Origin of the sequence: Fictibacillus enclensis (assembly GCF_030123385.1) — a bacterium.
Lineage (GTDB): Bacteria > Bacillota > Bacilli > Bacillales > Fictibacillaceae > Fictibacillus_C > Fictibacillus_C enclensis.
The window spans coordinates 3,454,490-3,479,275 of record NZ_CP126109.1 but is presented as its reverse complement, the minus strand read 5'-3'; the positions used below and the strand labels follow the sequence as shown (position 1 = coordinate 3,479,275).

25 protein-coding genes and 1 tRNA gene are annotated in these 24,786 nt (G+C 45.8%); 19 read left to right on the top strand and 7 right to left on the bottom strand.

All coding sequences use genetic code 11. The features are described from left to right. The first annotated feature begins 26 nt into the window (after positions 1 to 26). The 6 genes from QNH15_RS18230 to QNH15_RS18205 all read left to right on the top strand — a co-directional run bounded on the left by QNH15_RS18230 (position 27) and on the right by QNH15_RS18205 (position 4,634). Positions 27 to 1,529, top strand: a complete 1,503-nt coding sequence (locus tag QNH15_RS18230; RefSeq protein WP_283889598.1) for an aldehyde dehydrogenase family protein — start codon at positions 27 to 29, stop codon at positions 1,527 to 1,529. A 16-nt stretch (positions 1,530 to 1,545) separates the two neighbouring features. Continuing rightward, positions 1,546 to 2,448: an NAD(P)-dependent oxidoreductase gene (locus tag QNH15_RS18225; RefSeq protein ID WP_283889597.1), complete on the top strand. Its 903-nt coding sequence runs from the start codon at positions 1,546 to 1,548 to the stop codon at positions 2,446 to 2,448. Between the two features lie 33 nt (positions 2,449 to 2,481). Continuing rightward, positions 2,482 to 3,303 (top strand): DUF3100 domain-containing protein, encoded by an 822-nt coding sequence (locus QNH15_RS18220; protein ID WP_283889596.1) that lies wholly within the window; start codon positions 2,482 to 2,484, stop codon positions 3,301 to 3,303. After that, positions 3,300 to 3,743 (top strand): hypothetical protein, encoded by a 444-nt coding sequence (locus QNH15_RS18215; RefSeq protein WP_283889595.1) that lies wholly within the window; start codon positions 3,300 to 3,302, stop codon positions 3,741 to 3,743. The genes QNH15_RS18220 and QNH15_RS18215 overlap by 4 nt, the downstream gene beginning before the upstream one ends. Positions 3,744 to 3,894: 151 nt before the next feature. After that, entirely contained in the window at positions 3,895 to 4,044 is a 150-nt protein-coding gene (locus tag QNH15_RS18210; RefSeq protein WP_283889594.1) for a hypothetical protein, read from the top strand. 317 nt (positions 4,045 to 4,361) lie between these two features. Beyond that, positions 4,362 to 4,634, top strand: a complete 273-nt coding sequence (locus QNH15_RS18205) for a hypothetical protein (RefSeq protein ID WP_283889593.1) — start codon at positions 4,362 to 4,364, stop codon at positions 4,632 to 4,634. Between the two features lie 183 nt (positions 4,635 to 4,817). Here QNH15_RS18205 and QNH15_RS18200 read toward each other — a convergent pair. Beyond that, a tRNA-Ala gene (locus tag QNH15_RS18200) sits at positions 4,818 to 4,893 on the bottom strand. A 358-nt stretch (positions 4,894 to 5,251) separates the two neighbouring features. Here QNH15_RS18200 and QNH15_RS18195 point away from each other — a divergent pair. The 11 genes from QNH15_RS18195 to nagE all read left to right on the top strand — a co-directional run bounded on the left by QNH15_RS18195 (position 5,252) and on the right by nagE (position 17,254). Further along, positions 5,252 to 5,530, top strand: coding sequence for a hypothetical protein (locus tag QNH15_RS18195; RefSeq protein ID WP_061972390.1), 279 nt, complete (start codon positions 5,252 to 5,254; stop codon positions 5,528 to 5,530). 14 nt (positions 5,531 to 5,544) lie between these two features. Beyond that, complete coding sequence (locus QNH15_RS18190) at positions 5,545 to 5,883, top strand: spore coat protein (protein WP_283889592.1); 339 nt, start codon at positions 5,545 to 5,547, stop codon at positions 5,881 to 5,883. 257 nt (positions 5,884 to 6,140) lie between these two features. Beyond that, on the top strand, positions 6,141 to 8,183 hold the full coding sequence (locus tag QNH15_RS18185; RefSeq protein ID WP_283895640.1) for a glycoside hydrolase family 3 protein: 2,043 nt from the start codon (positions 6,141 to 6,143) through the stop codon (positions 8,181 to 8,183). Positions 8,184 to 8,196: 13 nt separating this feature from the next. Then, a complete protein-coding gene (locus QNH15_RS18180; RefSeq protein ID WP_283889591.1) occupies positions 8,197 to 9,456 on the top strand; it encodes an exo-beta-N-acetylmuramidase NamZ family protein in 1,260 nt (419 codons plus the stop codon). Positions 9,457 to 9,564: 108 nt separating this feature from the next. After that, positions 9,565 to 10,749, top strand: coding sequence for an N-acetylglucosamine-6-phosphate deacetylase (gene nagA / locus QNH15_RS18175; RefSeq protein WP_283889590.1), 1,185 nt, complete (start codon positions 9,565 to 9,567; stop codon positions 10,747 to 10,749). A 1-nt stretch (position 10,750) separates the two neighbouring features. Next, entirely contained in the window at positions 10,751 to 11,491 is a 741-nt protein-coding gene (gene nagB / locus QNH15_RS18170) for a glucosamine-6-phosphate deaminase (protein ID WP_283889589.1), read from the top strand. A gap of 8 nt (positions 11,492 to 11,499) precedes the next feature. Beyond that, positions 11,500 to 12,222 carry a GntR family transcriptional regulator gene (locus QNH15_RS18165; protein ID WP_061972995.1) on the top strand — a complete coding sequence of 241 codons (723 nt, stop codon included), beginning with the start codon at positions 11,500 to 11,502 and terminating at the stop codon, positions 12,220 to 12,222. 238 nt (positions 12,223 to 12,460) lie between these two features. Further along, positions 12,461 to 13,828: a PTS transporter subunit EIIC gene (locus tag QNH15_RS18160; protein WP_283889588.1), complete on the top strand. Its 1,368-nt coding sequence runs from the start codon at positions 12,461 to 12,463 to the stop codon at positions 13,826 to 13,828. A gap of 26 nt (positions 13,829 to 13,854) precedes the next feature. After that, on the top strand, positions 13,855 to 14,898 hold the full coding sequence (locus QNH15_RS18155; protein WP_283889587.1) for a DUF871 domain-containing protein: 1,044 nt from the start codon (positions 13,855 to 13,857) through the stop codon (positions 14,896 to 14,898). An 11-nt stretch (positions 14,899 to 14,909) separates the two neighbouring features. Continuing rightward, entirely contained in the window at positions 14,910 to 15,812 is a 903-nt protein-coding gene (gene murQ / locus QNH15_RS18150; RefSeq protein ID WP_283889586.1) for an N-acetylmuramic acid 6-phosphate etherase, read from the top strand. A 35-nt stretch (positions 15,813 to 15,847) separates the two neighbouring features. After that, a complete protein-coding gene (gene nagE, locus QNH15_RS18145; RefSeq protein WP_283889585.1) occupies positions 15,848 to 17,254 on the top strand; it encodes an N-acetylglucosamine-specific PTS transporter subunit IIBC in 1,407 nt (468 codons plus the stop codon). A gap of 273 nt (positions 17,255 to 17,527) precedes the next feature. On the opposite strand, the gene QNH15_RS18140 is transcribed toward nagE, so the two are convergent. The 5 genes from QNH15_RS18140 to QNH15_RS18120 all read right to left on the bottom strand — a co-directional run bounded on the left by QNH15_RS18140 (position 17,528) and on the right by QNH15_RS18120 (position 23,037). Continuing rightward, positions 17,528 to 17,692 carry a YjcZ family sporulation protein gene (locus tag QNH15_RS18140; RefSeq protein ID WP_283889584.1) on the bottom strand — a complete coding sequence of 55 codons (165 nt, stop codon included), beginning with the start codon at positions 17,690 to 17,692 and terminating at the stop codon, positions 17,528 to 17,530. A 120-nt stretch (positions 17,693 to 17,812) separates the two neighbouring features. Continuing rightward, positions 17,813 to 19,228 carry a sodium:solute symporter family protein gene (locus QNH15_RS18135; RefSeq protein ID WP_283889583.1) on the bottom strand — a complete coding sequence of 472 codons (1,416 nt, stop codon included), beginning with the start codon at positions 19,226 to 19,228 and terminating at the stop codon, positions 17,813 to 17,815. Between the two features lie 33 nt (positions 19,229 to 19,261). After that, entirely contained in the window at positions 19,262 to 20,230 is a 969-nt protein-coding gene (gene speB / locus QNH15_RS18130) for an agmatinase (protein WP_283889582.1), read from the bottom strand. Between the two features lie 15 nt (positions 20,231 to 20,245). Further along, positions 20,246 to 21,556 carry an aspartate aminotransferase family protein gene (locus QNH15_RS18125; protein WP_430667173.1) on the bottom strand — a complete coding sequence of 437 codons (1,311 nt, stop codon included), beginning with the start codon at positions 21,554 to 21,556 and terminating at the stop codon, positions 20,246 to 20,248. Between the two features lie 107 nt (positions 21,557 to 21,663). Then, positions 21,664 to 23,037, bottom strand: coding sequence for a sigma-54 interaction domain-containing protein (locus QNH15_RS18120; protein ID WP_283889580.1), 1,374 nt, complete (start codon positions 23,035 to 23,037; stop codon positions 21,664 to 21,666). Positions 23,038 to 23,295: 258 nt separating this feature from the next. On the opposite strand from QNH15_RS18120, the gene QNH15_RS18115 reads away from it, so the two are divergent. Beyond that, positions 23,296 to 23,949: a 3'-5' exonuclease gene (locus tag QNH15_RS18115; RefSeq protein ID WP_283889579.1), complete on the top strand. Its 654-nt coding sequence runs from the start codon at positions 23,296 to 23,298 to the stop codon at positions 23,947 to 23,949. A 219-nt stretch (positions 23,950 to 24,168) separates the two neighbouring features. Next, complete coding sequence (locus tag QNH15_RS18110) at positions 24,169 to 24,396, top strand: hypothetical protein (protein WP_090235120.1); 228 nt, start codon at positions 24,169 to 24,171, stop codon at positions 24,394 to 24,396. Between the two features lie 74 nt (positions 24,397 to 24,470). Here the strand turns inward: QNH15_RS18110 and QNH15_RS18105 are convergent, their stop codons facing one another. Beyond that, entirely contained in the window at positions 24,471 to 24,626 is a 156-nt protein-coding gene (locus tag QNH15_RS18105) for a hypothetical protein (protein ID WP_283889578.1), read from the bottom strand. Between the last annotated feature and the right edge of the window lie 160 nt (positions 24,627 to 24,786).

Sequence of the window (24,786 nt, the reverse complement as noted above, 5' to 3'; positions counted from 1 at the left end):
ATATTTGACTAATAGGGAGGTATTTGATGGCAACGACAAATGTTTTATTGAATGAACAAAAAGAAAACTTTCAATATGGGAGTACATTTAAAAACTATATTAATGGTGAATGGGTACCTTCAATTTCAGGTGAAATTTCCCCAAGCATCAATCCCGGCAATATCCAAGAGGTACTGGGATATTTTCAAAAATCAAATGTAGAAGATGTTCAGGCTGCTATAAAAAGTGCAAAAGATAGTTTTCTTGCTTGGTCAAAGACTTCCGTTATCAAAAGAGGAGATGTTCTATTTAACTTAATTTATCTTCTCGAACAGGAAAAAGAAGAGTTAGCAACTCTTATTACTAAAGAAGTAGGTAAGACCATAAAGGCTGCAAGGCTTGAAGTAGAGGCAAGTATTCAAGCATTAAAACATTTTAGTGGTGAAGCAAACCGTCTTGCAGGGGAAACTGTGCCTGCAAATGATCCCAATACGTTTACATGCACCATAAAAGAACCCCTTGGTGTGGTTGCTGTGGTTACTCCTTTTAATTTTCCTCTGGGAATAGGCATATATAAAATTGCTCCGGCCATCCTGGCAGGAAATACCGTCATTTTTAAACCGGCAAGCGATACGTCTTTAATTGGGGTTAAGACTGTTGAATTATTTGTTAAGGCAGGTATTCCTAAGGGTGTTTTAAATTTGATTACAGGACCAGGATCTGTAATTGGACAAGAATTTAGCGACAATAAAGAGATTAAAGCTGTTTCTTTTACAGGATCATCTGAGATTGGTATTGCTTTAGGACGAGCTGTTACGAGCCGTGGAGCGAAAATGCAAGCTGAAATGGGAGGGAAGAACGCCACCATTATCCTGGAAGACGCAGATATTGAACAAGCATTAAAAGGAGTGGTAACCAGCGGTTTTATTAATAATGGGCAAAGCTGTACGGGAACATCCAGATTAATTGTTCCACGATCCATTGCTAAGAAAGTAACCGAACTGCTTGTTAAAGAAGCTTCAGCCATTAATGTTGGAGACGGTTTTGCTGAAGAAGTTCATAATGGTGCAGTAGCCAACGAGCAACAGCTTAAAACGTATCTGCATTATGTTAAAACAGCTATTGATGAAGGGGCTACGCTTGAGTATGGGGGAGAAAAGCTGACCGATCTAAACAGGGAAAAGGGCTATTTTGTTTCACCAACCGTGTTTAGCGGCGTGAATAAGAACATGACTATTGCTAAAGAAGAGATTTTTGGTCCGGTAGTTGCAGTAATGGAAGTAGAAAACTATAACGAGGCCATTGATTTGGCGAACGACATTGAATTTGGATTATCTTCTGCGATCTACACGAATGATTTGGAAAAAGCGTTCTATTTCATAAGACATATTGATACGGGAGTCACCCATGTTAATATACCCTCAAATCATTATGAGAACCAGTTGCCGTTCGGTGGAAAAAAAGATTCCAGCATTGGTCCGAGAGAGCAAGGCAGTTCAGCACTTGATTTTTGGGTAGAAACGAAGGCTGTTTACATTAAACCTTACTAAGAGCGGAGGAGCATACATGAATATAGGAGTCATCGGCTGTGGAGCAATGGGTAAGGGGATTGTGAAAAATTTAATTAAGCAGGGGCTAACAGTGAAAGTTTATGATGCAAGTCCTGACTATATTTCATTCTGCGATGAAATGGGGGCCATACCGGTCAGCTCGGCCAGAGAAACCGCAGCCGACGCAGATGCTCTGTTTCTTTCATTGCCGAGTCCCGAAGTTGTGAAAAACGTATTGCTGAGTGACGAAGGGGTATTAAGCATATTACAGGCTGGTGCATACATCCTCGATTTAAGCACCATTGACCCTATGACTTCAATTCACCTTAGTAAAGAGGCGAATCATCAGGGTGCTTATTTTTTTGATTGTCCAGTGAGCGGAGGGCCTGCAGGAGCGGATCAAGGAAATCTGACGATCATGGTGGGGGGGCCGGAAGAACAATTTTCATCTGTTCTTCCGTTGCTGCAAGTGATAGGAAAAGAAATCATATATTTAGGGAAATCGGGGGCGGGCCAAACCGCCAAACTTTGTCATAATATGCTTGTCGCTTCTATCACCGCAAGTTTGGGTGAAGTCCTTACCGTTGGCGCAAAGGCTGGAATATCACCTGAATCGCTGGCTAATATTATTGAAAAAGGTTCAGCCAATAACCGGGTGCTCTCGATCTTTGGACTGAATATGATAGAGGGAACCTATGATAATGTTAACTTTTTTCTTTCGCACATGCATAAAGATGTCAACTTGTATACAAAGCTTGCTGCTTCCCAAAGCGTTCCGTCGTTCATAGGCTCCATTGTGCTGCAATTATATGAATCTGCTAAAGCCAATGGCATGGGAAAGCTTGATTCCTCAGCGGTCTGCCTTACTATTCAAGAGCAATCCAACTTTTCTTTTGGTACGACAGCCCACCAATCTTAAACGAATAGAGTACTTTAAAAGGAGGCGAGACAGATGAAGGATCTGCATATAAAAAATCATGTTATAGTGTTAATTCTTGTAGTGATCACCGAGTTGATAGGGGCTTATCAATTTAATATTGGCATCGGGGTATTGGCGTTGTTTCCTATGCTTTATGCCATGGTTCTAGGTGCATTTATCAGTTGGCCTTCTTTCAAATGGATGAGCACGAAAGAAATGCAGGCTGCCACCCGTGTGCTGGAAATAGCTTTCTTATTGTTTGTGGCCAAACTAGGTACCATGATGGGGCCTTCCCTTCTTCAATTAGCAGATGCAGGATTTCCGTTGATTTTGCAAGAGGTTGGACACTTTCTCGGTACGATCGTTATAGGATTGCCAATCGCCTTGCTGATTGGAATGAAAAGGGAAGCCATTGGAGCGACCTTTTCAATTGACCGAGAGCCTAATTTAGCTATCATCGCTGAAAAGTATGGAGCGAATTCAGCTGAATCCAGAGGTGCGCTGGGGGTATATATATGCGGAACATTGTTTGGAGCGATTTATCTGGCATTGCTTGCAGGATTCCTAGGAAACCTAGGGTTTTTTCACCCGATTGCCCTGGCGATGGGAGCTGGAGTTGGGTCAGGAAGTATGATGGCCGCTGCAACCGGAGCACTTGCTGTTATTTTCCCGGACCAGGCAAAGGATATTGCCCTTTTTGCAGGCGCAGCTAATATTATGACAATCATTATCGGTACCTATGTCTGTCTCTTTTTCTCCTTGCCCGTTACCGCTCGTCTCTATAAGTGGCTGGAACCCAGAATAGGGCGTAGAAAGGAAACCATCCAGATGGAAGAGGGGAGAGAAGCCAAATGAAACAAAAAGTACTTATAGTAGCTCTCATTGGTGCTATTGCCTTGATTGGGAATTGGATCGGTTACAAGGTTTCCCCCCTGCAAGCTCTCCCGGGCATACTAATCATTTTAGCTGTGACATTGCTTGGATTGGGATTGACGAGGTTTTTACCTTTTAAATTTCCTGCCGTGGCTTGGATTTCATTACTTGCCCTACTTATCACTTCCCCTGTTTTTCCAGGTCATACGGCGTTTGCCAAGATGACCGAACAAATTAATTTTATGGCCCTCGCAACACCGATTTTGGCATATGCAGGTTTATCTTTTGGTAAAGACATTCAAGAATTTAAAAAGCTTGGGTGGAGAATCGTTGCAATATCTTTGGTTGTGTATACAGGGACATTCCTGTTTGCTGCCACTTTTGCTGAGATTACCTTTCGATTGACAGGCAAGGTTCATTAAATAATAAACACCCTTATGAGAAAATTGTCATAAGGGTGTTTCACTTAAAATAAGTAATTATGACAATTTGTTTGAAATAAGAAGGATTATCGTCATGCGATGACGAAATACATAATTAAGAAGTTCAAGATTATGTAAAGGGGGAGTTAGTATGGTTAAAGATAAGGAAGCAATCAGGCAGGAGATTTCCCGGAAAGTGCAGGAGATTCAAAATAGTTCAGTTACGTTTGTTCATGTAGCTGACGTGCACGAAATCATCACTTTATACCAACAACTGAATCCCGAACCGATCCAGAACTAATGGTTTTAAAGGTAACCAATAAAGATAAATTATAAAAAGGGTTTGATATTTCTTTTTTCATCAAACATAAAGAGCACTGCGGATTTATATTGCAGTGCTTTTTATTATGGCTTCCAATTGGAAATGGAATTAAGAAACAGCACTATATAACCATATTAGGGATATTGTTTTGATTCCATAATATAAAGTAGAATAGGGGCTACTATGGAGAAAAGAAGAAATATGCGAACTGTCAGCAGAACCTTTACACTGTTAATATCGTTTTTTGTTTGTTCTTAACTATTTATAGTAAAGCATTATTTCAAGAGGGAAATCCAATGGTTATGTTACTATCCATCGCAAAACTGGAGTTAACCAGTGATTCCTACGTGAAAATATCCACTTCGCCTGTTCGGTATGTTTCTAAGTTCGAAAAAGGTACCGAACCCTATATAGTGATTAACCTATATATGCAGCAGCAAGGCTGGAAGTACAAAGACCAACTCGGTTCAAGTTTAATCTTCGAAAAAAATAATCAACAATCAACCGTTTCTACTATACAATACACAAAGCGGTTTTTCATCTGGACAATTCCTGAACCAATGATTTGATTAAACTGGAATTCTCTTAACGATGATATGTAACGTTTGAATTCAAACAGGCCAAACAACGTAAGAAGTAAGGTAGTATAAAATAAAACTCAGTCTCTTAATCAAGAGACTGAGTTTTTTAGTAGAAGGATTAATGTGCATTAAAAACCATCTCGCTGAGCAAGATGGTTAAAATTATGTATTTGGTGGAGACTAGCGGGATCGAACCGCTGACCTTTTGGCTGCCAGCCAAACGCTCTCCCAGCTGAGCTAAGCCCCCACGATGTGTTGCTGACAAGAAAAATTATATAATACAAACTATAGGAAAGGCAAGCCTTTTTTAAAATTTATTTTCGAAAGGTTTGAAACATGATTTTAGAAAAGCTTCATGAATTTGTTGATTGTAGTGTAAGGTGCGAGACTCCTACGGGAAAAGTGGGACAGATGAGACCCCGCAGGAGCTTGCGACGAGGAGGCTCAGCGCCCGCCCGTGGAAAGCGAGCGACCTGTAACGAAAATCAACGGCTACCTGCTCATCTTTTTAAATTATACCTCCTGCAATTTCCAGTGTCCAAGCATAGTTTTTCGTAAAGTTGGAAAGCTAACATGGTAAATCAAGGAATAAAGGAGGAATAATGATGCAACAGCAGCAACCACCAAACCAAGGCCAAAACCAGCAACAACAGCCCACTTATCAGCAGCCGCCAAATGTCATCACAGGAAAAGACTTTAACTATCTGACCGACATGCTTTCATGGAATTTGCTTGGATTCAAAAAGGCGCACTTTGCCGCAAGTCAGTGCCAGGACCAGCAGGTGAGCGCGGCGCTTGAGAAAGCATGCCACATGCACGAAAAGCATTATCAGCAGCTTTTACAAAAACTCCAGTCCGGCGGAAGCCAGCAGATGAACCAATAAGGAGGGGAGAACCCATGAACAACAATCAAAACAAAATTCAAAATCCGGAATCACAAGTACCGAAAACACCTCAGATGAACGATCGTGATTTTCTCAACGATATCCTGTCGTACGAAAAGTACATGACGGCTTCGTATTCCACAGCGATGAACGAAGCGAGCCATGACGCACTGTATCAGGAAATTCACTCGATCTTTGATGAGACGAAGAACATGCAGCGGGAACTGTACACGCTTATGTTCCAAAAAGGCTGGTACTCGTTGTCACCGGAACAGCCGCAAAAGCTTCAGCAGGCGGCCCAGCAATTTACAGGGTATATGTCCCAGTTTCCACACAATCCGCCAATGCAATAAGCGACCAACAAGCTATGGAGGTTTCCATGGCTTGTTTTTTTGCGGGAGAATATTACCATGAAATTCGACAAATACGTTAACTGGTATAGACAACTAGAACTATAGTCAGAATTTCTTACTGGGCCTATTGCTCCGTTTTTGTCTTGTTCGAAAGGATACGACAAATTCCTCCAGAATGAGGATAACGTTCCAATAAATTCTAAAGGAGGATTTTTGTGAAAAAGAAAAAAAGTCTAGTGCTTTATGCCCTGATCTGTATGCTCGCGGTTTCCGCGTTCTTCGGATCGCAAGCCCGTCCTGCCCAAGCGGCATCTAAGGGAACTAATGGGATTAAGTCGCTGATCATCAGCGGAAACATTCCACAAGCCCAGCCGCTCGTGCAGGATAACAAAATCCAGCTTCATGCCCTTCACGTTTACAAAAAAGGATACTTCATGGAAACGAAGACAAGAACCTGGTGGTCTTCGAACAAAAATGTAGCCAGTGTCGACCGAAATGGTCTGGTTACGTTAAAAGATCACAATGGCAAAACGTTCATTTACACAACAGATGGCAGAACCACCGACCGGATTGCCATCCAAGTGAAGCATGGCCAAACGACCATTCAAAAGCAAAAAGGAAAAAAGTATGATGTGATTCCTCAAGCCATCAACAAAATGTCCATGGAAGAGAAAGTCGGCCAAATGTTGATGCCAGACTTCAGAACCTTCAATGGAAAAAACGTTACCGACCTTACGCCGGAAATCAAAGCACTTGTGAAAAAGTATCATCTTGGCGGCGTGATTCTTTTCCGTGAGAATGTTGTAACAACCGATCAGACGACCAAGCTCGTGGCAGATTATCAGGCAGCCGCTGAAAGGCAAGGATTACTGATCTCAATTGACCAAGAAGGCGGAATCGTAACCCGTCTGCAAAGCGGAACCGATTTTCCTGGAAACATGGCGCTTGGTGCAACCCGCTCTGCAGAACTTTCTGAAAAAGTCGGAAAGGCGATCGGTGAGGAATTGAGCGCACTAGGTATTAACTTTAACCTGGCTCCATCTCTTGATGTAAACAACAACCCAGACAATCCGGTCATTGGTACCCGCTCTTTCGGTGAGGATCCAAAGCTCGTATCCGAACTCGGAATTGCGTACATTAAAGGTCTTCAATCCACAAACACTGCTGGTTCAGCCAAACATTTCCCGGGTCATGGGGATACTGCGGTAGATTCCCACCTTGGACTGCCTGAAGTACCGTATGACCTTGACCGCTTGAAGAAAGTGGAGCTTTATCCGTTCCAGCAAGCAATGAATGCAGGAATCGACGCGATCATGACGGCTCACGTCACATTCCCGAAAATTGAGCCAGGAACAGCCATCTCCAAAAAAGACGGCAGTGTCATTGCCATTCCGGCGACTCTTTCTCATAAAGTGCTGACAGAACTGATGAGAGATGACATGGGCTTTAAAGGAGTTATTACAACTGACGCTCTTAATATGCAGGCGATTGCCGATCACTTTGGAGCAGTGGATGCAGCCATCCGTGCGGTTAATGCCGGAACTGACATCGTCCTCATGCCTGTAGGCCTTGAAAGCGTGGCTAATGGACTTTACGACGCGGTTAACAAAGGTGAAATCACCCAGGAACGCTTAAATCAATCCGTTGAACGCTTGTTGACCTTGAAAGTAAAACGCTCCATCTTTAAGCAGGAACGTCCACAGGATATCGGCCAGTTGATCGAAAATGCAGAAAAGGTTGTTGGTTCTCCTGAACATAAAGCCCTTGAAAAAGAGGCTGCCAACAAATCCATTACGCTTGTAAAAAATGATGGAAATGCACTTCCGCTTGCAAAGGAAGACAACGGACAAGTCGTGGTCATCGGAAATACGTATGTAGAAGATCTTGCTGCCCAGGTCAAGCGCGTCTATCCAAACAGTGTGATGATCAAATCTGCAGGACCGTCCCTGACACCAGCACAGCTAGCTCTTGTGAAGAATGCCAAAGCAGTGATCGTTGGCACCTATACATCAACCCTATCCGCCCGTTCTCCGGAAAGTGCACAAATGAAGCTGGTGAATCAAGTGATCAATGAAAGCACTGCGCCAGTCATTGGCATCGGAACTCGTAATCCGTACGACATTATGGCTTATCCGAATGTGGATGCGTACCTTGCGCAATACAACTTCAAAACTGCAAGCTTTGCCGCGAGCGTGGATACCATCTTTGGATTGAACCAGCCGACAGGAAAGCTTCCGGTAACGATTTATGACAGCAACAAAGAGGTGCTCTACCCATTTGGACACGGATTATCTTATTAAGGGGTGAACTACGATGAAAAAGTGGTTAAGTGCAGGGATACTATTTGTATTGATCATTTCTTTGCTGTCGTCCGCGATGGCAAAGAATGACACACAGCAAAAAAATTCGCCGCAGAATTTTAAAACCGGAGTGGATGTGCTGCTGAACGGTAAAAATAATATTTTAAAAGGAAAGCGTGTCGGACTGATCACGAATCCGACCGGAGTGGACGGCAAGCTGAACAGCATTGTGGATGCCATGTACAAAAGCAAAGATTTCGAACTGAAAGCATTGTACGGACCGGAGCATGGGGTGCGGGGAAGCGAGCAGGCCGGCTCCTATGTCGAGTTTTACATTGATAAGAAGACGAATCTTCCGGTATACAGCCTTTATGGCCCAACCAAAAAGCCAACACCTGAAATGCTCAAGGACATCGATGTTCTGGTGTTTGATATTCAGGATGTGGGAACCCGATTCTATACGTACATTTACACGATGGCTTATGCAATGGAAGCGGCGAAGGAAAACAACATTGAATTCGTCGTGCTTGACCGCCCGAATCCGCTTGGCGGTGAAAAGGTGGAAGGACCGATTCTTGAACCGAAATACTCGACATTCGTAGGACTTTACCCGATTCCGCTTCGCCACGGGATGACAGTAGGGGAACTTGCAAAGCTGTTTAACAAGGAATTCAAAATTAACGCGGATTTAAAAGTGGTGAAAATGAAAGGCTGGCACCGCTGGAAGACGTACGATGAAACACCACTGCAATGGGTTCTGCCATCACCAAATATGCCGACCGTGGATACAGCATTTGTTTATCCGGGAGCCGGTTTGATTGAAGGAACTAACGTATCAGAAGGAAGAGGAACGACTCGTCCGTTTGAAACCATCGGAGCACCATTTATTGATGGCGACGATCTGGCAAAAGCACTGAATGATTTGAAGCTGCCTGGTGTTATTTTCCGCTCCAACTCATTTACACCAACGTTCTCCAAGTTCGCAAATCAGTTGTGCAATGGCGTTCAGATTCATGTGACCGATTATAATTCCTATAACTCTGTAGACACAGGACTGGCCATCGTCAAAACCATACATGACATGTATCCGAATGATTTTCAGTTCAGAGCAGAGAACAGCCAGGGCATATCCTATTTCGATAACCTGATCGGCAACGGCTGGGTTCGTGAAGAAATCGAAAAAGGAACTCCACTTGTGAAGATTAAGGCAAAGTGGAAAGTAGAGCTTGAACTGTTCAAAAAGGTTAGAAAGAACTATCTTCTCTATAAATAAGGAAATATGTACCGATTTCAGAAAAATTAAAATAGTTCGACTGGTATAGACAACTAGTTATAAGCGTGGTACCCTGTGCATAGAGATAATAAGGATGGTGAGTGGAGTATGAAACCATTATTGATTTATGGAGGAACCATTTTTACAGAAAAAGGTTCTATAAAAAATGGGTACCTCGTCATGGAAGACCAGCAGATCAAAGAGGTCGGAGAAGGAGTGGATGCCCTTCAATTGGAAGCGTATGAGGTTCTAAAGCTTTCGGAGAGCGAAATCGTTGTGCCGGGTATGATTGACCTGCATATTCATGGTGCTGCAGGAGCCGATGTGATGGACGGGACGATGGACGCACTGAAAACAATGGCGGAAATTCTTCCCCAGGAAGGAACGACAAGCTTCCTTGCGACAACGATGACACAGGGCATACCTGAAATTGAAAGCGCTTTGCAGACGGTCAACACCTATATGGAGGGCAGCAATCCTCCCGGCGAAGCCGAGGTTCTTGGGCTTCATCTGGAAGGGCCGTTCATCTCGCCGAAGCGGGCGGGGGCACAGCCTCTCGACCATATCAGGAATCCGGATGTGAAGCAGTTTCAGGAATGGCAGGAGCTGTCGGGCAACCATATTAAACTGGTTACCCTTGCACCGGAGGAACCGGGCGGCTACGAGCTTTCTTCATATTTGAAAGAAACAGGAGTCGTAGCATCGATCGGCCACTCTGATGCTGTGTATGAAGAAGTGGTTAGAAGCATTGAGTCTGGGGTTACCCACGCAACCCATCTGTACAACGGCATGCGGGGACTTCACCACCGGGAACCTGGAGTGGCAGGAGGTGTGATGCTGCATGACGAGATCACTACTGAAATGATCGTCGATGGCATTCATTCCCGTCCGGAAATGGTGAAGTTTGCGTATCGCAATAAAGGTGCAGAACGGATGGTGTTGATCACCGATGCGATGCGGGCAAAGTGTATGGGAAATGGCTCGTTTACACTTGGCGGACAGAACGTGACGGTCAACGGAAACGAAGCGACCCTCGCGGATGGCACACTCGCTGGCAGTATTTTAAAAATGAAAGATGCGGTACGGAACATGCAGGAATTCACAAACTGTTCTACTGAAGAGGTGATTCAGATGACCGCGGTCAACCAGGCGAAAGAGCTTGGGGTATATGACCGGAAAGGCAGTCTGTCAGCCGGAAAGGATGCGGATGTAGTTGTGCTGAATGAGGAAAAAGATGTTATCTTCACTTTCTGCCGTGGAAAACTTTCGTATCAGCGGAAGGAGGAGAAGTAACATGAACATTATCGAGGTAGCCAACTACGAGGAAATGAGCAAAGCATCTGCCGATTTCATTTTGAAAAAGATCAAGGGATCCGAGAAAGTGACATTGGGCCTGGCGACGGGCGGTACGCCGCTCGGCACCTACCAGGAGCTGGTGAAGGATTACAAGAAAAACGAAACGAGTTACAGCCATGTGCATACCTACAACCTGGATGAGTATGTCGGCTTGACGCCGGATGATCCGGAAAGCTATCACGCCTACATGTGTGAGCATCTGTTTCACCCGGTAAATATGCCGCTTGAGCAGACAAACATTCCAAACGGGGCGGCACCGGAGCTGCTTCAGGAATGCTTGCGTTATGACATGCTCATTGAAAGCATAGGAGGCGTTGACCTGCAGCTGCTTGGAATCGGAGAGAACGGCCATATCGGGTTCAATGAGCCGGGTACCCTGTTTTCCACCTCTACGCATGTGGTCGATTTAACTCCTTCAACGCTGGAAGCGAATGCAAAGTATTTTAAGGACCCGTCCAAACAGCCGACACAGGCGATTACGATGGGAATTGCCACGATTCTGAAAAGCAAGGAAATCCTGCTGCTCGCATCCGGGGAACGAAAGCAGGAGGCGCTGTTTCACCTCTTGCGGGGAGAAGTAACAGAATCGGTGCCGGCATCCGCGCTGAACATGCATGATAGTGTGACAGTTATTGCAGATTCGCAAGCGTTGAAACTGGTAAACTCGTTAGGGAAGTGATGAAGAACATGATTGATAAATATTCGCCTCTCCCGATCTACTATCAAATCGAGGAAGCCATCAAGGGACGAATTGAAAAAGGGGAACTGCAAGAAGGGGAGATGATCCCCTCCGAGCGGGAATACGCCGAAACCTATGGCATCAGCCGGATGACCGTCAGGCAGGCCATTACCAATCTTGTCAATGACGGCTATCTGACCCGCCGAAAGGGCAAAGGCACGTTTGTTGCCAACCAGAAAATAGAGCAAAAGCTCGGCCTGACGAGTTTTACAGAAGACATGAAGGCAAGGGGCCTTAAGCCTTCGACCAAGCTGATTGACTTCCAAATCAGTGAAGCCCGGGGAAAGATTGCAGCAGGATTGGGCATTCATCCGGGAGATGAAATCTATGAGATTCAAAGAGTGAGGCTGGCCGATAACATTCCGATGGCGCTCGAGACCACGTATCTCGCCGCCGATCTGGTAAAAGGGCTGAACCAAAGAATCGTACAAGGATCGCTTTATCAGTTTGTGGAAGAAGAACTTGGGTTGAACATCGATTATGCAACACAGGAGCTAGAAGCCTCGGTCGCACGGGAAACTGAGAGCGAAGTGCTCCGAATTGCAAAGGGAACTCCGGTTTTGCTCATCCGCCGGTACACCTACCTGAAGGACGGACGGCCACTCGAGCTCGTTCAATCCATTTACAGAGGTGACCGTTACAAATTTATCATCGATATGCAGCGGGGATAAAATTTAACCGATATAACAGCTTGTTCCAGTACCTTCATTGACCAGTTGATTGGAGTGCAAGGTGCGAGTCTCCGGCGGGAGTAGCGTGACAGGTGAGACCAAGTAGGCGTTCACGCCGGCAGTGAGGTGCTTGCGCCGGTCAAAGCGAGCAGCCTGGAACGGAAATCAACCGCTCAAAGAAGCAACAAAGATCTACAAAGGTTAGGGAAATTGCTTTTCAAAAAGGGGGATAAGTCAAATGAAGAAAGAACAACGAATGGCGCAGGAAATTACGGAGAAGCTTGGTGGCGCCGATAACATTCACAGCTTAACGTACTGTATGACACGCCTTCGCGTCATGCCCAAGGATGTATCCAAGGTCGATCTGGCTGGAATCAAGAACATTGAAGGTGTCATGGGAGTAGTGGGGGATGAAACCCTTCAGATCATCGTTGGACCCGGAACGGTCAACCGGGTGGCCGATGAGATGACCCGCACCACCGGACTTTCCGCTTCTGCTCTTGATGAAGACGGTGAGGACGATCTTGCCAAAACGACGAAAGACGCCATTAACCGGAAGAACGCTACACCGTTTAAGCTGTTTCTTCGTAAAATCGCCAGCATCTTTATTCCGCTTATTCCGGCTATCGTCGGTTCCGGTCTGATTGCAGGTATTTCAAACGTTCTTCTGCGCAGTGGTGTTCCAAAAGACCTTGCCATCATGCAGATGATTGATATGATCGGCTGGGGACTCTTTGGATATCTGGCTATCTTTGTGGGGATAAACACGGCCAAGGAATTTGGGGGCACACCAGCTCTCGGTGGTGTCGCCGGTATTATGCTGATCAACCCGGCACTTGCCAACATCACATTGTTTGGTGAAAAGCTCGTTCCAGGACGGGGCGGTCTGATCGGTGTTATGCTTGCTGCCTTTTTTATCGCATGGAGCGAAAAGCGGATTCGCCGTTTCGTACCAGCTGCAGTTGATATTATTGTAACTCCTACACTTGCTTTGCTGGCTACAGGAATCGCAACCATTTTCGTTTTACAGCCTGTTGGAGGATTCATCTCCGATCTGATTACAAAAGGACTCTTGAACATTCTTGATATGGGTGGTATTTTTGCCGGGATCGTACTGGCCGGAACCTTCCTGCCGCTTGTTGTTACTGGGCTTCACCAAGGTTTGACGCCAGTTCATATGGAACTGTTAAATTCCATCAAGGTCGATCCGCTGCTACCAATTCTTGCGATGGGTGGAGCAGGGCAGGTCGGCGCAGCGTTTGCCATTTACTTTAAAACAAAAAATGCCAAGCTCAAGCGTGTCATCAAAGGCGGATTGCCGGTTGGTATCCTTGGTATCGGTGAACCATTGATCTTCGGGGTAACCCTTCCACTCGGACGTCCGTTCTTAACCGCTTGCCTTGGCGCAGCGGTTGGCGGAGCGTTCCAGGCGTTCTTCAAAATTGGAACGGTTGCCATCGGGGTTTCCGGGCTGCCTCTGGCATTCCTGATTAAAGAAACAAATCAGATTGTTCTCTACATTGTCGGACTATTATTGGCTTACATTTTCGGATTCCTTTTCACCTGGCTCTTTGGCTTCAAAGAGTCCATGGCGAAGGACATTTAAAGCAGTATGAATAGGGAGTGGCAGGCATGTTAGGGATTTCAGTATATCTGGGCAATGATCCGGAGCAGAACATACAGTGGATTGAAAAAGCCAGCCGCTATGGTTTTAAAAAGATCTTTACATCGCTTCATATTCCGGAAGAAGACGCCTCTCTTTTAAAAGAGAGGCTGATCCTTCTTGGAAAAGCAGCTGAGAAAACGAAAATGAGCATCATGGTAGATGCTGGTCCAAAATCTCTGGAGTGCATTGGTCTCAGCATGAGTTCCATTGATGAGCTGAGAGAGTGGAATATTACCGGGCTCCGTGCTGATTATGGTTTTTCAGATCAAGAAATCATCGCGTTATCACAACATTTGAAGGTGGGTGTCAATGCGAGCACCATTAACGAACACATGGTAAAAGCCTGGAAGGATAATGGATTGCGAACCGAAAATGTGGAGGCATGGCATAACTTTTATCCCCGCCAGCACACGGGCATCTCTTCTTCCTTCTTGCAGAAACAAAACAGGTACTTAAAAAGTATGGGACTTCAAACTGCTGCATTTATTCCAGGTAATAAGAAACTAAGAGGGCCAGTATACGAGGGGCTTCCAACGCTTGAAAAACACAGGGGAGCTAACTCTTATCAGGCCGCTGTGGAGCTGGCCAGTCTTCAAACCGATCACATTTTAATTGGAGATGTGGAAATCTGTGATGAAACACTGGAGCTGCTTTCGGTATGGCAGTACGGCATTATAACGTTGAAGGCCGAATGGATCGTGGAGCCCGTCATATCGAATATCCATACGAACCGGATGGATGCGGCCAGGGATGTTGTTCGTTCCGCTGAATCACGTACTTATGCAAGGAATGATGGACATAAAGTGGAACCGCATGATTGGCCACAGATCCGTCCTAAAGGAAGTATTACGATCGACAATGTCAAATACGGACGATATGCCGGTGAACTTCAAATTACAAAAACCGACCTGCCAGCTGATGAACGAGTGAACGTGCTCGGCCGTGTGAGGGAAGAGGATCTGAAGCTGCTTGCCCACATCGGCCCCGGACAAAAATTTTTAGTGCAGTGAAAGGAAATTCCATGAAAATCAATCATCTAACGACAGAAAAACGTAATCAAAACACACTGGACATTGATGAAGTTTCAAGTCTTGAAGTGGTACGCAAAATCAATACGGAAGACAAGAGGGTCCCGGAAGCGATTGAAAAAGTATTGCCGGAAATTGCTTCTGTCGTGGATCAGGTGGTGGTCGCTTTTCGTAAAGGCGGACGTCTCATTTATACGGGAGCGGGAACGAGCGGACGGCTTGGCATTTTGGACGCATCCGAATGCCCGCCAACGTACGGTACACCGTCCGAAATGGTCATCGGCATCATTGCTGGCGGGGACCAGGCGATTCACACAGCAGTTGAGGGTGCAGAGGATGATGTCGAAGCCGGCAAAAATGATCTCTTAAACCTTCAGCTGACCGAGAATGATGTGGTGGTTGCCATTGCAGCGAGCGGGAGAACACCGTATGCGATTGGTGCACTGAAGTACGCCAATGAGGTGGGGGCAGTGAGTGTTGCTCTCGTTTGCTCGCAGGATTCCGAAATGAGCAAGGTGGCGCAGCACACAATCGCCGCTGTTGTTGGTCCTGAAGTGGTGACAGGATCCACACGAATGAAAGCAGGAACCGCGCAAAAGCTCGTACTGAACATGATCAGCACGGCATCGATGATCGGAATCGGAAAAGTGTACAGCAACCTTATGGTGGATGTTCAGCCTTCCAATAAAAAGCTTATTCAACGGGCCAAGAACATTGTTATGGAGGCGACCGGTTGTATGCCGGAAGAGGCGGAGAAGGCTCTCTCCGATCATGACGGCTACGCCAAGGCTGCCATTTTGCAGGTGCTGACAGGTTGTTCTCCACAGGAGGCGAGTGACCTTCTGGAAAAACATAAAGGAATGCTGAAACAGGCATTGCAGGAAAAGAAAAGTTAAAACCTATTAATCTTGAAAATTAGGGGGGACCTGTTATGTTAGGGTTTTTACAACGAATTGGCCGGGCGCTCATGCTGCCGATTGCCGTATTGCCGGCTGCCGGTCTATTGCTTCGGTTAGGTTCAGAGGATATTTGGAACATCCCATTTATGGCTGCGGCAGGGAACGCGGTTTTTGCCAACCTGGCGATTATCTTTGCCATCGGGGTGGCGATTGGATTTTCAAAGGATGGAAACGGAGCTGCCGCCTTGGCAGGAGCCATTGGTTACTTTGTTCTGACGAGCGGGACACAAGCTATTGATAAAGATATTAACATGGGTGTGCTCGGCGGGATTCTCTCGGGAATCGTCGCAGGACTGCTCTATAACAGGTTTCATAATGTAAAACTGCCAGACTACCTCGGTTTCTTTGCCGGCAGGCGCTTTGTCCCGATTGTCACTGCGGCAAGTATGATTGTTCTTGCCGGAATCTTTGGATATGTATGGCCTCCGGTTCAGGATGGCATCAATGCGGTCGGCCAATGGGTCGTTGACGCAGGCGCATTCGGTGCGGCCGTATTCGGCTTCCTTAACCGATTGCTTATTCCGCTTGGATTGCATCACATTCTCAATAACTTCCTTTGGTTTATCTTTGGTGACTTTAAAGGAGCACATGGCGATTTAAGCCGTTTCTTTGCCGGAGACCCTTCTGCAGGATTTTATATGTCCGGATTCTTCCCTATCATGATGTTCGGATTGCCGGCAGCGTGTCTGGCGATGATCATGGCGGCAAAAAAGGAAAAGCGAAAAGCCGTTGCCGGGATGCTCGGCGGATTGGCGTTTACCTCTTTCTTAACAGGTATTACTGAACCGATTGAGTTCTCGTTCATGTTCCTTTCACCGCTGTTATACGGAATTCATGCTTTATTAACAGCCATCTCCATGGCCATTGCGGTTATGTTTGATATTCACCAGGGCTTCACGTTCTCAGCAGGAGCGCTTGACTTCTTCCTGAACCTGAAAATTGCCCAGCGGCCATGGCTTCTTGTTCCGATTGGGCTCGTTTACGCGGTGATTTATTATGTGGTCTTCTACGTCATGATTATGAAGCTCAACATTAAGACCCCTGGACGTGAAGATGAGGATGAAAACATTGTGGAGGATGCGAGTGCAGGGGCATCTGACAATGAGGAAGGCAATGATAAGTACGATGGCATTGCTGCCCGTTATATTGCTGCACTCGGTGGAACAGATAACATTGATGTGCTTGACAATTGTGTGACACGGCTTCGTATGAAGCTGAATGATGCTGGAAAAGTCAATGAGCCGGATTTGAAAAAAGCAGGCGCCAAGGCGGTGCTCAAATTGAGCTCGACTGATGTCCAGGTTGTGGTTGGTACAGACGTCGAAGCGGTTGCTGAGGCGATGAGAAAGATTGTTTCAAAGGAAAAACGAGTTTCATAAGGGTAGATTGAGAGCCTTCGGCGGTGCCGGAGGCTTTTTTGTTGGTTTTTAAAAGGTAGGATAGTCGAATTAAGCAAATCTCATGATAATTGGGCAAAAACAGCAACAATTGTGCGCAATTTTAATTAATTGGGCAAAAACCAGCGTTAATTGAGCATAACTGAGTATTCCGACTTCTTACCGCAGCGCGGCCCGAGCAAAAGTATACCCAGCCTTCACCAAACAAAAAAAACCGGCCTTCTCCCAAGAGAAGGCCGGTTTTTTCATAACTGATTAGTACCAGCCTTTGCCGCCGCCATAGCCGTAGCCGTAGCCACCGCCACCGCATCCGCCATAGCCGCCATAGCCGCCATAACAAGCGCATCCGATAATAATCAACAGGATGAATAGGACGACAATTAAACTAAAGTTGTTAAAAATTCCGTGACCACCTGACATATTGTTCACTCCCGGATTATTGTATTTAAGAGGCTTTCCCTCTTCCTCCATACATCATATGAATTCAGGCGGGCTATGAAACCGGGGCATGTGCGGAATTTTGGTGATCATGCCTTTGAATCAGCCTTGCTTCGTATCACCGAGCGAGGTGACGAGCGATTCTTTGTTGCGGTAGTTTGTGATCAGTGAGATGCCGATTAGCACAACAAAACCGGTCGCAATCCCGTACATGATCGGGTTGGTTGACGCGAGGCCTTCTATGAGCAATCCGCCGATCACGACAATCGTGCTGGCAAGAATGGAGTAAAAGCCTGCATTCGGTGTGGCCTTTTTCCAAAAGAACATCAGCAGAACCGGAACGAAGATGGCGCCGGAAAGGATGGCATAAGCCACATCAAGGGCAACAAGAACATCCTGAATCCAGACCGCAAAACTGATGGCAAGTAAACCAACACAGAGAGTAGTGACACGTGACAGCACAAGAAACTTTTTATCACTGATATCCTTCATAAAATACTGACGCAGAATATCGTTTGTGATCAGGGTGGAAGAGGCCAAAAGCGTTCCAGAAGCGGTGGACATGAGCGCTGAAATGACGCTCGCCAGCACCAGGCCAAGAATTCCGGTTGGCAGGATCTTCATTGCGAGTGTGGCAAATGTGTTTTGGGTATCACCGATATTGGGGAGAATCACGAATGCGCACATTCCGATGATGCTGCCTGCAAGCGCATAGGCGATGGAGTAAATACCAGCATACAGTGACCCTTTTCTGGCGATTGATGGTGATTTTGCGGTAAACACACGCTGCCAGATATCCTGAGAAACGACCATTCCCAGGGTGTAAAGGAGAAAGTATTGAAAAATTTGCGCATAACCGATGGATGTTAAGCTGAGATGAGATTCAGGCAATTTCGAGATCAGGCTTCCGATTCCATCTGCCTTGGCGATGCTCATCGGCAGCATGATCGCAAAAATTCCGACAGTCATTACAACGAATTGAATAATGTCTGTAACCGTAACGCTCCACATTCCGCCCAGGATGGTATAGAAAAGAACGATTCCGCCGCCCACAAACATGGAAGTGGTCAAATTCCAGCCGAGCAGCACATTGATGATGGTACCCATTCCGATGACTTGAGTGACGGCGACCATGAGTGTATAAATCGAAGCGACAATGGCGGTGATCAGTCTGGCTTCGGATTTGTATTTTTTGCCGAGCAATTCACTGATGGTTGTTACCTTGTACTTGGCGATTTTTTTGATAAAAAAGGTTCCCAGAACAATGATTCCAAGCCCGATCATCGAGACGAACCAGATGCCGGAAAGGCCGAACTCATAGCCAAGTTTGGCTGTTCCGATGGTTGAAGCTCCTCCTAAAATGACGGCAGACAGACAGCCAAGGTACATGAAAAGCCCAAGATTTCGTCCGGCAAGGGCAAAATCCTCTGTCGTTTTTGCCTTCGTGGAACCGATAATACCTACCCCAATCAGAACTGCAAAATAAAGAAAAATGATAACCGTGTCCAACGTACCCATATCAAAACCCTCCCTTTATTCATTTATGAATAATTAAAGCTGTGTTTGTTCAATGGCTGAATGCGTTCTTGCTTTCTTTAAAGCGACCAGGGTAATCATTTCAAACATGACCGAGCTTGCCAGCATGGCGGTAATTTCACCGCTGTCATAGGTGGGCAGTACTTCCACAAGGTCAAAGCCAACGACATTGAGCCCGTCCAGGTGTCTCACCAGCTCCAGTGCTTCATGACTCGTTGGTCCTGCCGCTTCAGGTGTACCGGTACCGGGTGCATAGGCAGGATCCACAAAATCAATGTCAAAGGAAACGAACACAGGCTTGTCCCCGGCTCGCTCATGAATTTTTCGAACGACCGCCTCATAGCCGAGCTGGCGTACATCACGCATCGTAAGTACCTCAAACCCGAGGTCACGGGCATCCTGGATGTCCTCTTTTCCGTAAAGCGGCCCCCGCATACCGATTTGGATGGAATGCTCTGTATCGATCAGTCCTTCTTCCACAGCCCGGCGGAACGGAGTGCCATGGGTATACTTTTCACCGAAATAATGGTCCCACGTATCGCTGTGGGAGTCAAAATGAACGAGAGAAACCGGTCCGTATTCCTTGGCGAACGCCCTCAGATTTCCGAGTGAAATGGAATGGTCTCCTCCCATAATGACTGGGGTGATTCCGGAGGACAGAAGAGGCTGTAAAAACTCTTCCATATTACTGTAGGTGCGATGTATGTTTCCTGGCACGACATCCACGTCCCCATAATCAATCCCGCTGCAGTAATCAAAAATGTTGATGTCTTGATCGGGATTATAGGGACGGAGAAGGGAAGAGAAGTTCCGGATGTGCTGCGGGCCAAGCCGCTGGCCTGTACGGTTGGAGGCACCGGTATCAAAAGGCACTCCAAGTACGGCGAAATCCACGTTCTCAGTGGTTTGGATGTGCTCCAGTCTCATGAAGGTCTTCACACCGCAAAAGCGGGGTGAAGCGGAAGAATCTTTTGGTTTATACATCTTATTTGCTCCTTTCTATACCTTTTGAAGTTTACATGGTACCTGAATCTCTGCTTCATACTCGGCGATAGAAGCCTCAAGCAAGGAGAGCCCTTCATCAATCTGTTCTTTGTTTACGGTAAGCGGAGGGATCATACGGATCACTTCGCCTTCGTTTCCGCACAGATAAAACAGCACTCCTTTTTCAAGGCTTTTGTTCAGAATGTTGATGACACCTTCTCCGTTAGAGTCACCCGTTACCGGATCCACAATTTCAATACCGATCATAAGTCCGATCGAACGGATGCTGCCTACAGAGGCATACCGCTCCTTCATCTCCAGCAGGCGGGTCGTGGCATAACTGCCCATCGCTTTTGCGTTTTCCACGAGCTTTTCTTCCTTTAAAACTTCAAGGGTTGCAAGTCCTGCCGCACAGGCGATCGGGTTGCCGCCAAACGTGGTGCCATGGCTGCCGAGCGGCCACTGCTTCATCAGCTCTTTGGAAGCAACGGTTGCGCTCAGCGGGAGACCGGAAGCGATCCCTTTGGCGACCGCCATGATATCAGGAGTAACACCGAAGGTCTGCGCAGCAAACCATTCCCCCGTGCGTCCAAAACCAGTCTGCACTTCGTCAAAAATGAGCAGGATGCCATGTTCGCTGCAAATTTCACGCATCTTTTTCAGCCACTCGGCTGGAGGAACAATATAACCGCCCTCTCCGAGCACCGGTTCAACAATCATGCATGCCACTTCTTCAGGGGTTACCTGATGTTTAAATAGAGTGTTCAGATCTTTTTCAAGTTTGCTTGCGGCATATTCACCAGGATCAATGCCTTCAGGGCAACCTTCAACTGACGCGTAAGGAACCTGATAGGTAAGACCATTCGGCTGCAAAAACTTCCTGTACTTCGCTTTAGAAGTAGTGACACTCAGCGCACCGAGGCTTCGGCCGTGAAAACAGCCGGTAAAGGAAACCACATAGGGCCGGCGGGTCACATGCTTGGCCAGTTTGATCGCTCCTTCAATCGCTTCTGTTCCGCTGTTGGCGAAAAAGAAGCAATCAAGTCCTTGCGGCAAAACCGTTGTGAGCTCTTTGGCGAGCTTCAGAATCGATTCATACATAATGACACCGGAAGGACCATGCATGAGCTCGTCGGCGCCCTTTTTAATTGCCTCCACCACTTTGGGATGCCGGTGGCCTGTGTTCGCTGTGGCGATGCCGGATGTGAAATCCAAATACGTTTTTCCGTCCAGTCCATAGTAGTAACAGCCTTCCTCCTTGACGACAGGAAGGTTCGGATGGTCCTTTGCCATCGTCGGAGCCAGCAGATCGGACAGTTCATTCATCAATTCATTGAGTTCGTTTGGCACAAAACGTACCTCCTTATGTGATAGGTCTTAAGAGGAAACTTGCAGTCTTGTTCTTTTATCTTGCAAGTTTTGTGCCAACTTCCTCATGAAATCTCATATTTCTGCATTTTTCGAACGACTGATGGCTGGCTGATGCCGAGTGCATGGGCCATTTGGGTGGTCGTTTTGTATTGATCTCTGGCTTCCTGAATCATTTGTTTTTCCACATTCTCTATAACTTCTTTTAACGGCTTTGATAGAGGAGCAGGGGTAACGGGGGAAGGATAGGATTCTTTGATATAGTCTGGCAGATGTTCAGTTGTGATGAGTGAGGTGGGGGAGATGACCACGAGGCGTTCCATAAGATTAAGGAGCTCTCGAACGTTGCCTTTCCAGTCATATTGAAGCAGGTGATGAATGACTGCTTCATCCAGCCGTTTTTCTCGTTTGTATTTCTCCTGCAGCACCTCCAGAATATAGTGGATCAAGGGAATAATGTCTTCTGTTCTTTGGCGCAATGGTGGAATGGTCAGTGGCACCACATTCAGCCGAAAATAAAGATCCTCCCGGAACGCCTTTTCTTCAATGGCATTTTCCAGGTCTTTATTGGTTGCAGAAATCAGCCGGAAGTCAACTGAAATCGGCTTTGTTCCACCGACTCTATAAAACTTTTTTTCCTGAATGCATTTCAAAACCTTGACCTGGTGGGCCAGGGGGAGTTCGCCGATCTCATCAAGAAAAAGAGTGCCACCATCAGCCAATTCAGCAAGACCGAGCTTGCCTTTGCGGCTGGCACCGGTAAACGCTCCGGCCTCGTAGCCGAAAAACTCTGCTTCAAATAGAGATTCCGGAATCGCCCCGCAATTGACTTCGATAAAAGGCCCTTGGTTTCTTGCGCTTTTGTTATGGATAAATCGTGCGATCAGTGATTTCCCGACTCCCGATTCACCGAGAAGAAGAACATTCACATCCACGTCCGCCACTTGCAGCGAAGTGGTCAAAACATTCTTCATCCCGGCACTGTTGGCAATAATTCCGCTGTCATAAAGCTGGAGGCTTCGCAGGAGGTCGAGTTCACTTTTGACCCGCTCCATTTCTCCTTCCATTGTTTGCAGAAATTTGCGAAGCTCCAACAGCTCTGTCACGTCATGCGAATAACTCACTACCCGAAAGATTTCGCCCTTCTCGTTCAAAACAGGGATCCCGGTCACTAGCAGCTTTTTTCCTTTATTCGTCGTTTGAACAAACGTAATTTTTTTCTTTTCCTTTAAAACCATCGGTGTTGCGATGGGTGTAAACAATCCTTCTGCCGCAAGCTGATAGACCGATTTGCCGAGCAGACTTTCAGAAGTAACTCCGTAAATTTTGCCGGTGGCCTCACTAACCTTCAATATGGTCCCATCCACATTGGTGACTAAAATATCATCCTGAAGGGAATGGAGAATGGCCTCATTTTCATTCCATGACGATAAACTCATGACTAACCGCCTTCTATTATCCGTTTTTGAATAATTATTTATTTCTGAATAGTATAAACGAAGGAATTCAGCCTGCCAACCACTGATTTTCTTTGGTGTATAGGCAATAATCTTCTTTTTACACATACAATAAAAAATACAAATCAAAGAAACGGTAGAAATGAATGACGATATCATTCCAATACATTCGAAAATTTACTAAAATTAAAGGTAAAGGACAGGCAGAGCAGGCAAGAAGAATGAGATGGAGTGAAGAAGATGGAGTATATTGTGTATGATCTGGAAATGACAAACCGGCTGTCGGAAATCATTGAAATTGGGGCAGTGCGTTTGGGATGGATAAATAGTGAATTGGTGGTTTTGGATACCTTTCAATCTTTTGTTCAGCCCAAGATGGATAGTTTGAATACGCGCATTACCAATCTGACCGGGATTACAAAAAAGGATTTGATCAGTGCGCAGCCGTTTACTTCGGTCATCAAAGACTTCAGGGATTGGATCGGGAAAAAGGAGTATTATTTGTGTTCATGGGGTCCGGAAGACAAATGGGCACTGATTACAGATTCCACTTACCATAAAACCTCTATTGACTGGATCATCAATCACAATGACCTTCAGTTTTTGTTCAGCCTTCTTCATGAAAGCGATAAAGGTTTCCGGTACGGGCTTTCACGGGCGCTGAATAAGCTGCAAATCTCACTGGAAGGTTCCCAGCACAGAGCGCTGGATGACGCGATGAACACCGCAAAAATCTTTCTGGCCATTCATAAGGATATAAAGCTTGAAAAAAATCCCCGCTCCTACCTGGAATCCAAAATTTTTGAACCGGAAAAGCTTGTCTATCAATCAAAGGATGAAGAAGAAGACAAGTCATCCTCCCCGTTTGCATCTTTGTCCAATTTATTTGGATAACTTTTAGGATTTTCGGGCATTATATTTATAAAACTTTAGCTTTCCAAACATTCTTCTGATATAGGAAAATACGTTGAGAAAACCGACAGAAACCGACAGAAGAAATAGGGATAAAGTTGCGTAAAACCAGAAAAAGTAAGATATGTCGGCATTTGACGAAATGTTTTTATAGGAAAATGACCTCATATCTCTGATAATAAAGTGGAGGGGGTGATCTAGTTGGAATCCACGTATTTTATTACGAACAAAAACAACCAGCTTCTGGAATTAATTAACACTATTGATTATATGGCTACTGAAGCAACGGTAGAAGAATTGGATTGCATTGTGAGGCTAAAAGAAGAACTGATCGCTAAGGATGGTATACATGTGTCACCGGAGCAGTATAACAGTATCATCTCAATCCTGTTGAAATTCGTCCCAACATACATAAAAGAAGTATCATGACCTGCAGGGTGCCTGCAGGTTTTGTTTTTTTTCATCAAAATAAGGGGCAGCTCAATGGCTGCCCCTTCTTTTTGTTATTCTTTATTTTTTTGCTTCTGGTCTTTTTCTTTCTGGGATTCGGTATCGAAAGTTTCTCGTTGTTCGATTGCTCCCTGTTCAAAAACGTCCTCAATGTTCTCTTTGGTCTTTTCATTGCCTTTTTGATTTTGATTCTTTTGTTCATCTTTCATGGTTTATCCCTCCTACTGTACACATATATAACGTTCCCTCTGTGGCTGTTTATAAACATTCTTCACTATCACAACGAAACGATCGCTTCATTTTTTTCAAAAAGTGGATAAGTTCTCAATAGAATAGGGAACCTTTAAATAGTTGACTGAAAATAGAAGA